Genomic DNA, 9,530 nt, shown 5'->3' with positions numbered 1-9,530 from the left:
ATGTGGGGGTCGAGCCGGTGATGATCGACCCTGCAATGCTCCCCCGCCTGGACTCGAACCAGGAACCTATCGGTTAACAGCCGAACGCTCTGCCAATTGAGCTACAGGGGATCAATCCGATCGCGGGACGACTCTAGCGTACCGGCCCACGCTCCCCCAAGTAGCGGGTTATGCCGTCGTCCGTGCCGGCCGGGGGATCGGACGCGCGCGCACCCGGCCGAGTGAGGCAGGATGGAACCATTGATTGTCGGGAGGAACGCTTTGATCGGATATGTCGTGGTGCTCGGGGTGGGCTACGTGCTGGGCTCGAAGGCCGGGCGTCGCCGGTATGAGCAGATCGCCGGCACGTATCGGGCCCTCACCAGCAGCCCCGTGGCGAGGTCGATGATCGAAGGCGGGCGCCGCAAGATCGCCGATCGGATCTCGCCCGACTCCCGGTTCGTGACGCTGACGGAGATCGACGACGAGACCGTGATCGTCGAGGGGCCGGCCCCCGAGCGCGCAGACGTGGCGCTCACGCAGTCAGATCGTCGCCGCTAGCCTGCTCCAGCAGGCTGCGGCGGTATGCCTCCATCGCGACCAGGTCACCGAACAGCGCGTGGTACTCGTCGCCCTGCTCGATGGGCGACATCCGCTGCAGTTTGGACTTGACCTCGGCGATCTGCCGGCCCATCCAGACCTCTTGGAGCCGGGCCAGCACCCCGCCGATGTAGCGGGGCAGCCTGTCCTCGTCGACCGCGATCACCTCCACCCCCAGCTCGCTGATCAGCCCGGCGGTCAGGTCGGAGGCGGCCTGGCCGCGGACCGCGTCGATCCACTGCGCGCCCGTCACGCCGTTGGAGGTGCCGCCGGCCGCCTCGATGGCCGCCCGCACGGCGGCGTAGCCGGGATGGGTGAAGCTCTCGACGGTCAGCGTGTCGAACACCGGGCCGGCGAATGCCGGGTATTGCAGCGCCGACTTGAGCGCCTCGCGCTGCGGCCCGGCGCGTCGACCCCACCGACGCCGACGCGCTGGCCGGAATCCCGCTCGAGGCGCTCGACGATCTGTCGCGCTCGATGGTCGTCGAGGTGGACAATGCGGCGCGCACCAGCTCGAACGAGCTCGATGTGGCGGTCGCCGAGTTCGGCGAGGAGCGCACCCGGCCGTTCACCGAGGCCGTCGTCAACGCCAAAGCGGCTCTGGCTCAGGCGTTCACGGTGCGCCAGCAACTCGACGACGGCACCCCCGAGACCCCCGAGCAGCGGCGCGAGCTGCTCACCCGGGTGATCGTGTCGGCGGCGCGGGCGGACCGCGAGCTGGAGTCGCAGCGGGAGGCGTTCGAGCAATTGCGCGACCTGGTCATCAACGCCCCCTCGCGGCTCGACGGGCTCACCCAGCAGTACGTCGAACTGACCGCCCGCATCGACCCGGCCGCTCAGCGGCTCGCCGAGCTGCGCCACGAATTCGACCCGGCCGCGTTGACATCGGTGTCCGGCAACGTCGCAGCCGCCAAGGAGCGGCTGGAGTTCGCCGACCGCAACATCGGGTTGGCGCGTGAGGCGGCCGTGCGGGCGGTGAGCGGACAGCAGACCGCCCTGGTGGACGCCGTCCGCGCGGCGGAGGCGGCGCTCGGTCAGGCGCGCTCGCTGCTCGACGCGGTGGACAACGCCGCCGCCGACATCCGCCATTCCATCGACGGCCTGCCGTCGCTCATCGGCGACGCCCAGGCGGGCATCGCCCGGGCGGACGAGCTGCTGAAGGAGCAGAAGGCGAAATCGGCGCACGGCGGCGAACTGTCGGCGGCGCGCGACGCGGCGGGTCGGGCGGTCGACTACGCGCGGGGCAGCGGCGCGACCGATCCGCTCGGCGCGTTCGCGCAATTGACCAGGGCCGACGCCGACCTCAACCGGGCGCTGGCCACCATCGCCGAGGAGCGGGCCAGCGCCGAGCGGCTGCGCCGCTCCTACCAGCAGGCGTTGTTCACCGCCGAGTCGCGGGTGCGCGCGGTCTCCGACTACATCGACACGCGGCGGGGCACCATCGGCCCCGAGGCCCGGACCCGGGTCGCCGAGGCCACCCGACACCTTCAGGCCGCCCGGGACGAGGAAGCGACCGACATGGCCGAGGCGATCGCGCACGCCAACACGGCGTCGACGCTGGCGGCTCAGGCGCAGTCGCTCGCCAACGACGACGTCCGAGCGGCCCAGCAGGTGTACGCGGGCCGCGGCGGCAGCGACATGGGGGCGATGGTCGGCGGGCTCATCCTCGGCGACCTGCTCGGTGGGGGCATGCGGGGCGGGTTCGGCGGCTGGACCCCGACGTCCTACGGGGGTTCACCTGGCGGCTCGTCCGGCGGGGGGCTGATGGGTGGCGGCGGCCGATTCTGACCGCGGCAGCGTTGAATTGGGTGCCCCTGAACAGGATCGTGCCCCCGGGTACCTGGTACCCGGGGGCACAACCTTGCCTCATCAAGCGAGGGAGCGCGCCGGATGCGGCGCGCCGCCGCTAATCGATGATGTCAGGCCCAGCTGGAGCCGACGGCGCTGTCGGTGCTGGACATGTTGCTACCAGCGGTCTGCACCTTCTGGCCGTGCTGGTTGGCCTGCTCGTAAATCACCTGGAAGTTACGACCCAACTGGGTGATGAACTCCTGGCAGGCCACCGAACCGGCGCCGCCCCAGAAGTCACCGGCAGCCAGCACATCACGAACGATGGCCTGGTGCTCCTGCTCCAGCGACGCCGCCGCGATCGGCTCGGACGGCGCCGGCAGCGTCCGCATCCCGGCCGCCTGGACGCACCTGGTCGGCATCAAACCGCAGCGCGGACGCATCTCCACCTGGCCCCTGCCCGAGGCGTTCAACGGCCTGACGGTCAACGGGGTGCTGGCCCGCACGGTGGCCGACGCGGCGCTGGTGCTCGACGCGGCGTCGGGGAACGTCGAGGGCGAGCGGCATCAACCGCCGCCGCTGACGGCATCGGACTACGTCGGCATCGCGCCCGGTCCGCTGAACATCGCCCTGTCAACCCGCTTTCCGTACACCGGTTTCCGGGCGAAGCTGCACCCGGAGATCCTGGCCGCGACGCGCGCCGTGGGCAAGCAACTCGAATTGCTCGGCCATACCGTGGTGACCGGCAATCCCGATTACGGCAAGCGGCTGTCGTGGGATTTCCTCGTCCGGTCCACCGCCGGGCTGCGCGACTGGGAGGAGCGCCTGGGCGACCGGGTGGTGTGGGACCCCCGAACGCAGGCCAACCTGCGCCTCGGGCACGTCCTCGGGGAAGCGATCCTGCGCAGCGCTCGCCTGCACGAGGACACCGACCGGCGGCGAGTGGGCTCGATATTCGACATCGTCGACGTGGTGCTGGCGCCGACCACCGCCCAGCCACCGCCGTTGGCGCGGTCGTTCGACCGAATGGGCACCTACGGCACCGACCGCGCCATGATCGCCGCCTGCCCGGTCACCTGGCCGTGGAACGTGCTGGGGTGGCCGTCGATCAACGTGCCGGCCGGGTTCACCTCCGACGGGCTGCCGATCGGCGTGCAACTGATGGGCCCGGCGAACAGCGAGGGCATGCTGATTTCGCTTGCCGCCGAACTGGAGGCCGTGTGCGGGTGGGCGGCAAAACAGCCCCAGGTGTGGTGGAACCAGGGTACTGACGCTCCCCCGGTTTCGGGCGCGCCGCCGTCAAGGCGCTGAAAACGCAAGCACCGCAAGGAGTTACGCGCTTCTGCGGGGTCGCGACTTCCTTGACCGAGGTGCGCGGTCGCTGAGCCCGCCGGACTTTTGCGAATGACCCGTGACAACACCGGGCAACGCGGGTAACCCCCCGGCATGGACCAATCGAACGCTCCCCTGCTCGAGGCTCTGTCCGATTACCGGCGCAAGAATCGGTACGGCTTCACGCCGCCGGGTCACCGACAGGGTCGCGGCGCGGATGACCGCGTGTTGGCGGTGCTGGGCCGGGAGACGTTCCGCAACGACGTGCTGGCCAGCGGCGGCCTGGACGACCGCAGGACCAGCAACCAGTACCTCAAGCACGCGGAGGACCTGATGGCGGCGGCCGTGGGTGCCGACGTCGCGTGGTTTTCCACCTGCGGCAGTTCGCTTTCGGTGAAGGCCGCGATGATGGCCGTGGCCGGCGGTGACGGCAGCCTGTTGCTGAGCCGGGACAGCCACAAATCCATCGTGGCAGGCTTGATCTTCTCCGGAGTGCAACCACGGTGGATCACGCCCCGCTGGGACGCGGAGCGGCACTTCTCGCACCCCCCGTCCCCGGACGACGTCGAGGAGGCGTGGAACAAACACCCCGACGCCGCGGGCGCCCTCGTCGTCAGCCCGAGCCCGTATGGCACGTGTGCCGACATCGCGGGTATCGCCGAGGTCTGCCACCGGCGGGGCAAGCCGCTGATCATCGACGAGGCCTGGGGGGCGCACCTGCCGTTCCACGAGGACCTGCCGACCTGGGCCATGGATGCCGGCGCGGACGTCTGCGTGGTCAGCGTGCACAAGATGGGCGCCGGCTTCGAGCAGGGCTCGGTGTTTCACCTGCAGGGCGACCTCATCGACCAGGACCGGCTTTCCGCCTGCGCCGACCTGCTGATGACCACCAGCCCCAACGTCATGGTGTATGCCGCGATGGACGGGTGGCGGCGCCAGATGGTCGAGCGCGGTCACGAATTGCTCCGCGAAGCTTTGACTTTGGCGCGGCAGTTGCGGGCGGACATCGGGCTGATTCCCGACGTGAAGGTGCTCGAGGACGAGTTGCTCGGGGTGCAGGCGTCTCACGACCTGGATCGGCTGCAGGTGTTGGTGGACGTGTCGGCGACGGGCACCTCCGGTTATCAGGCCGCCGACTGGCTGCGTGCGAACGCCCGCATCGATGTCGGGATGGCCGATCACCGCCGCATCCTGGCCACCTTGTCCATGGCCGACGACGAGAAGTCGGCGCGCCGCCTCGTCGACGCGCTCTGGGCGTGGCGCAAGGCGGCCGACGGCTTCGACCCGCCACCGCGCATCGCGCTGCCGTCGCCGGAGGAGTTGCAGCTGGAAACGGTCGACCTTCCGCGCGACGCGTTCTTCGGGCGCGTCGAGGCGGTGCCGGCCGAAAAGGCCGCGGGCCGGATCGCCGCCGAACAGATCACGCCGTATCCGCCCGGCATCCCCGCCGTCGTGCCGGGCGAGCGCCTCAATCAGGCCGTGCTGGAATATCTTTGCACCGGCGTGCGCGCCGGCATGAACCTGCCGGACGCGGCGGATCCGTCGATGCAGACGGTCCGCGTGCTGGCCTGACCCCTATCGGGCCGCGCGGACGCGACATCACCCGGGCCCCTTCCCCAACCTTCAGTCGTTAAAAGCCCAGCCGACCAAGCTGTTTGGGGTCGCTCTGCCAGTTCTTGGCGACCTTGACGCGAAGGTCGAGGTAGACCTTGGTGCCGAGCAGCTTTTCGATCTGGCCGCGCGCCGCGGTGCCGACTTCCCGCAGCCGGGCGCCGCCCTTGCCGATGATGATGCCCTTCTGGCTGTCCCGCTCGACGTAGAGGATGGCGTGCACGTCGATCAGGTCGTCGCGGTCCTCCCGAGGGTTGACCTCGTCGATGACCACCGCGAGCGAATGCGGCAGCTCGTCGCGAACCCCCTCCAGGGCGGCCTCGCGGATGAGCTCGGCCATCAGGGTTTCCTCGGGTTCGTCGGTCAGCTCACCGTCGGGGTAATACGCCGGGCCTTCGGGCAGCGCCGCGGCCAACACGTCGATCAGCACGTCGACCTGCTGGCCGGCGACCGCCGACACCGGGACGATCTCGGCCTCGCCGCCGACCAGTTCGCTGACCGCGACCAGCTGCGCGGCGACGCGGTCTTTGGGTACCTTGTCGATTTTGGTGACGATGGCCACCAGCGTCGTTTTCGGTGCGGTAGAACGGATCTGCTCGACGATCCAGCGGTCCCCGGGCCCGATCGCCTCGTCGGCCGGGATGCACAGACCGATCACGTCGACTTCGCCGTAGGTGTCGCGGACCAGATCGTTGAGCCGCTTGCCCAGCAGCGTGCGGGGGCGGTGCAGGCCGGGGGTGTCGACGAGGATGATCTGGCAGTCCTCGCGGTGCACGATGCCACGAATGGTGTGCCGCGTGGTCTGGGGCCGCTTCGAGGTGATCGCCACCTTGGTGCCCACCAGGGCGTTGGTCAGCGTCGACTTCCCGGTGTTGGGCCGGCCGACCAAACACACGAAGCCCGAACGGAACCCGCTCATCTCACCCCGCGCCCCGTCACTGCGATCTCCCGGCGTCGGAACCGTTGGGCGAAGCCTCGGGTTCGGCGGGGCTCAACAGCACGGTGCCGACGCGCACCCGGCCCCGGTGATCGGTGCCGCCCTCGGCGTGCAGCCGCAGCCCGTGCGAGACCACCTCGGCGCCCGGCAGCGGCACCCGGCCCAGCTCCAGGGCCAGCAGCCCGCCGACGGTGTCGACGTCGAGATCGTCGTCGAACTCCAGCCCGTAGAGCTCCCCGACGTCTTCGATCGGCAGCCGGGCCGAGACGCGGAAACGCTTGTCGCCCAAGTCTTCTATCGGCGCGGTCTCCGCCTGGTCGTACTCGTCGGCGATCTCGCCGACGATCTCCTCCAGCACGTCCTCGATGCTGACCAGTCCGGCTATCGCGCCGTACTCGTCGACGAGCAGCGCCATGTGGATCCGGTCGCGCTGCATCTCCCGCAACAGGGCATCCAGCGGCTTGGAGTCCGGGATGAATACCGCCGGGCGCATGACCTGCGCCACCGTCGTGGCGCGGCCCCGGTCCTCCGACAGATATGTCTGCCGGACAAGGTCTTTGAGGTAGACCACCCCGACGATGTCGTCGACGTTTTCGCCGATGACCGGGATGCGCGAGTGGCCGCTGCGCACGGCCAGGTTGATCGCCTGGCTGGCGAGCTTGTCGCTTTCGATCCAGATCATCTCGGTGCGCGGCACCATCACCTCGCGGGCCGGGGTGTCGCCCAGCTCGAACACCGACTGGATCATCCGGCGCTCGTCGGCGGCGACGACGCCGCGCTGCTGGGCCAGGTCGACGACCTCGCGCAGCTCGATCTCGGAGGCGAACGGCCCGTTGCGCAGTCCCCGCCCGGGGGTCAGCGCGTTACCGAGGACCACGAGCAGCCGGCTCAGCGGCATCAGCAGCCATGAGATCACCCGCAGCGGAAGGGCGGTCGCCAACGAGATGGAATAGGCGTGCTGACGGCCCAGGGTGCGCGGGCCCACCCCGATGACGACGAAGCTGGTCACCACCATGATCGCCGCGGCGCCGAACACCGCCCATTTCATGCCCAGGTTGTCGTAGAAGAACACCACCAGCAGCACGGTGGCGGTGACCTCGCACGCGATCCGCAGCAGCACCACCAGGTTGATGTATCGCGGCCGCTCGGCCATCACCGTCGACAGCGAGACCGCCCCGGGCCGCTCGTCGCGGACCAGCTCCTGGACGCGGGCCAACGACACCGTGCTGATGGCGGCGTCCATCGCCGCGAAAAGCCCGCCCAGAACGATCAGCGCGACCGCGCCCAAAAGCTGGGAGATACCGGTCAACTGTCGAAATACCTTGACTTGTCCAGCAACCGGCGGTCCCGCTCCAGCTGGCGGTGCTGTTGGTAGGCGATGACCTGGTCGGCCACCCATTCCTCGAGCAACCGGTTTTGGAGGTCGAACATCTCTTTCTCCTCGGCCGGTTCGGCGTGGTCGTAGCCGAGCAGGTGGAGCACACCGTGAATGGTCAGCAGCGCCAGTTCGTGTCCCAGGGTGTGCCCGGCGGCGGACGCCTGCTGGGCCGCGAACTCCGGGCACAGCACGATGTCGCCCAGCATCGACGGCCCCGGCTCCGGCGCGTCGGGGCGCCCGCCCGGCTCGAGCTCGTCCATGGGGAAGCTCATCACGTCCGTCGGCCCCGGCAGGTCCATCCACCGCATGTGCAGGTCGGCCATCGCGGCGGTGTCCAGCAGCACCATCGACAGCTCGGCGGCTGGGTTGACGTCCATCTTGGCGATGACGAATCGCGCGACGCTGACCAGTTCGGATTCGGAGACGTCGATGCCCGACTCGTTGGAGACTTCGATACTCATCGGCGGCCGCGGCCACCCGACGCGCGCCGGGCCGCGCGGTTCATCCCGAGGCTCGGTTCCTCGAACTTCGCGTAGGCGTCGACGATTTCGGAGACCAGCCGGTGGCGGACCACGTCGACGCTGGTCAGCTCCGCGATGTGGATGTCGTCGACGTCGTCGAGGATGTCCATCGCCGATCGCAGCCCCGACCGTGCGCCGCCGGGCAGGTCGACCTGGGTGATGTCACCGGTGACGACGATCTTCGAGCCGAACCCGAGCCGGGTGAGGAACATCTTCATCTGCTCGGCGGTGGTGTTCTGCGCCTCGTCGAGCACGATGAACGCGTCATTGAGCGTTCTACCGCGCATGTACCCGAGCGGCGCCACCTCGATGACCCCGGCCGACATCAGCTTCGGGATCAGCTCGGCGTCCATCATGTCGTAGAGCGCGTCGTAGAGCGGCCGCAGATACGGGTCGATCTTCTCGCTCAGCGTTCCGGGCAAAAACCCAAGGCGCTCACCGGCTTCCACCGCGGGACGGGTCAGGATGATGCGGCTGACCTGCTTGCGCTGCAGGGCGCTGACCGCCTTGGCCATGGCCAGGTAGGTCTTGCCGGTGCCGGCCGGCCCGACGCCGAAGACGATGGTGTTGGCGTCGATGGCGTCGACGTAGCGCTTCTGGTTGAGCGTCTTGGGCCGGATCGTCTTGCCGCGGCGCGACAGGATGTCCAGCGTCAGCACCTCGGCGGGCGACTCGTTGTCGGTGCCGACGAGCATGGCGACGCTGTGGCGCACCACCTCCGGCGTCAGCGGATGGCCGCTGGCCACGATCGCGACCAGTTCGGAGATCACCCGTTCGGCGAGCGCCACGTCGGCGGCCTCGCCGTTGAGGGTGACGGAGTTGCCGCGCACGTGCAGGTCGGCGTCCAGGTCGTGTTCCAAGGCGCGCAGGTTCTCGTCCGCGGAGCCAAGCAGGCCGACGACGAGATCGGGCGGAACATCGATGCTGCTGCGAACCTGGGCGTCAGCAGCGCTAGTTTCGCGGGGCGTCACGTGGTTTTCGATGCCTGCCTTCTGGAGTTCAACGTGGGGAAATCCTGAACCGCCAGTCTACCGCTGGTCAGGAGCCTGTCCCAAGGTTCGCCCGCCGTCGATTGTGAATCCGGCGACGGATCACCGGCGTGTCGCGTCGGCGTTTTCACGCATCGGCGCGTCGCTCCCACCGCGGCGTGAGCACGCCCAGCGCGCCGAGACCCGGGCGCGCAGCCCGTCGCGCCCGGCGTGCTCGACCCGGCACTGCGCCAGGGCGCCCGCGCCGTCGCCGAGCACCAGTTGCTCACCGACGCGGATCCGGCGCACGGTCGCGGCGTGAAACCCCTCGTCGCCGTCGACGACCGCCAGCTCGCCGGCGTCGGGGAGCGCGTCGACGTAGAACAGCGTCGCCACCATGTGCGCGGCCCGGACGC

The 9,530-nt window shown here is 69.5% G+C and carries 7 protein-coding genes, 1 tRNA gene and 4 pseudogenes; 4 read left to right on the top strand and 8 right to left on the bottom strand.

Annotated elements, in window-relative coordinates; translation table 11 throughout:
• Positions 1–38: 38 nt before the first annotated feature.
• A tRNA-Asn gene (locus tag BN971_RS10070) sits at positions 39–111 on the bottom strand.
• 150 nt (positions 112–261) lie between these two features.
• Between BN971_RS10070 and BN971_RS10065 the strand changes: the two genes are divergently transcribed.
• Entirely contained in the window at positions 262–540 is a 279-nt protein-coding gene (locus BN971_RS10065; protein WP_085183479.1) for a hypothetical protein, read from the top strand.
• Here the strand turns inward: BN971_RS10065 and BN971_RS10060 are convergent.
• Positions 515–979 (bottom strand): annotated as a pseudogene (locus BN971_RS10060) (DNA primase); the annotation flags it as partial. The gene BN971_RS10065 and the pseudogene BN971_RS10060 sit on opposite strands and share 26 nt — an antisense overlap.
• Between BN971_RS10060 and BN971_RS10055 the strand changes: the two are divergent.
• Positions 973–2,367: pseudogene (locus BN971_RS10055) on the top strand (TPM domain-containing protein); the annotation flags it as partial. The pseudogenes BN971_RS10060 and BN971_RS10055 overlap by 7 nt on opposite strands.
• A gap of 131 nt (positions 2,368–2,498) precedes the next feature.
• Here BN971_RS10055 and BN971_RS10050 read toward each other — a convergent pair.
• Complete coding sequence (locus tag BN971_RS10050; RefSeq protein WP_090350055.1) at positions 2,499–2,759, bottom strand: WXG100 family type VII secretion target; 261 nt, start codon at positions 2,757–2,759, stop codon at positions 2,499–2,501.
• On the opposite strand from BN971_RS10050, the pseudogene BN971_RS10045 reads away from it, so the two are divergent.
• Both BN971_RS10045 and BN971_RS10040 read left to right on the top strand, forming a co-directional pair.
• Positions 2,647–3,678, top strand: a pseudogene (locus tag BN971_RS10045) (amidase); the annotation flags it as partial. The gene BN971_RS10050 and the pseudogene BN971_RS10045 sit on opposite strands and share 113 nt — an antisense overlap.
• A gap of 135 nt (positions 3,679–3,813) precedes the next feature.
• Positions 3,814–5,271, top strand: a complete 1,458-nt coding sequence (locus tag BN971_RS10040; protein ID WP_085182921.1) for an aminotransferase class I/II-fold pyridoxal phosphate-dependent enzyme — start codon at positions 3,814–3,816, stop codon at positions 5,269–5,271.
• A 58-nt stretch (positions 5,272–5,329) separates the two neighbouring features.
• Here BN971_RS10040 and era read toward each other — a convergent pair whose 3' ends face one another.
• The 5 genes and pseudogenes from era to BN971_RS10015 all read right to left on the bottom strand — a co-directional run.
• Positions 5,330–6,229 carry a GTPase Era gene (era, locus tag BN971_RS10035; RefSeq protein ID WP_085182922.1) on the bottom strand — a complete coding sequence of 300 codons (900 nt, stop codon included), beginning with the start codon at positions 6,227–6,229 and terminating at the stop codon, positions 5,330–5,332.
• A 16-nt stretch (positions 6,230–6,245) separates the two neighbouring features.
• Complete coding sequence (locus BN971_RS10030) at positions 6,246–7,556, bottom strand: hemolysin family protein (protein ID WP_085182923.1); 1,311 nt, start codon at positions 7,554–7,556, stop codon at positions 6,246–6,248.
• Entirely contained in the window at positions 7,553–8,086 is a 534-nt protein-coding gene (gene ybeY / locus BN971_RS10025) for an rRNA maturation RNase YbeY (protein ID WP_085182924.1), read from the bottom strand. The genes BN971_RS10030 and ybeY overlap by 4 nt, the downstream gene beginning before the upstream one ends.
• Positions 8,083–9,117 carry a PhoH family protein gene (locus BN971_RS10020; protein WP_085182925.1) on the bottom strand — a complete coding sequence of 345 codons (1,035 nt, stop codon included), beginning with the start codon at positions 9,115–9,117 and terminating at the stop codon, positions 8,083–8,085. Before BN971_RS10020 ends, ybeY begins: the two co-directional genes overlap by 4 nt.
• Positions 9,118–9,300: 183 nt before the next feature.
• Positions 9,301–9,513: pseudogene (locus tag BN971_RS10015) on the bottom strand (RNA methyltransferase PUA domain-containing protein); the annotation flags it as partial.
• Positions 9,514–9,530 lie beyond the last annotated feature (17 nt).

The sequence above is a fragment of the Mycobacterium bohemicum DSM 44277 genome, assembly GCF_001053185.1.
Taxonomy (GTDB): domain Bacteria; phylum Actinomycetota; class Actinomycetes; order Mycobacteriales; family Mycobacteriaceae; genus Mycobacterium; species Mycobacterium bohemicum.
The sequence above is the reverse complement of the archived record's forward strand: the minus strand, read 5'-3'. Positions and strand labels throughout refer to the sequence as shown.

Excerpts from the sequence above, each read along its gene's own strand:
- BN971_RS10050 (WP_090350055.1), bottom strand. The coding sequence starts at position 2,759 with ATGCGGACGCTGCCGGCGCCGTCCGAGCCGATCGCGGCGGCGTCGCTG.
- ybeY (WP_085182924.1), bottom strand. The coding sequence starts at position 8,086 with ATGAGTATCGAAGTCTCCAACGAGTCGGGCATCGACGTCTCCGAATCC.
- BN971_RS10040 (WP_085182921.1), top strand. The coding sequence starts at position 3,814 with ATGGACCAATCGAACGCTCCCCTGCTCGAGGCTCTGTCCGATTACCGG.
- era (WP_085182922.1), bottom strand. The coding sequence starts at position 6,229 with ATGAGCGGGTTCCGTTCGGGCTTCGTGTGTTTGGTCGGCCGGCCCAAC.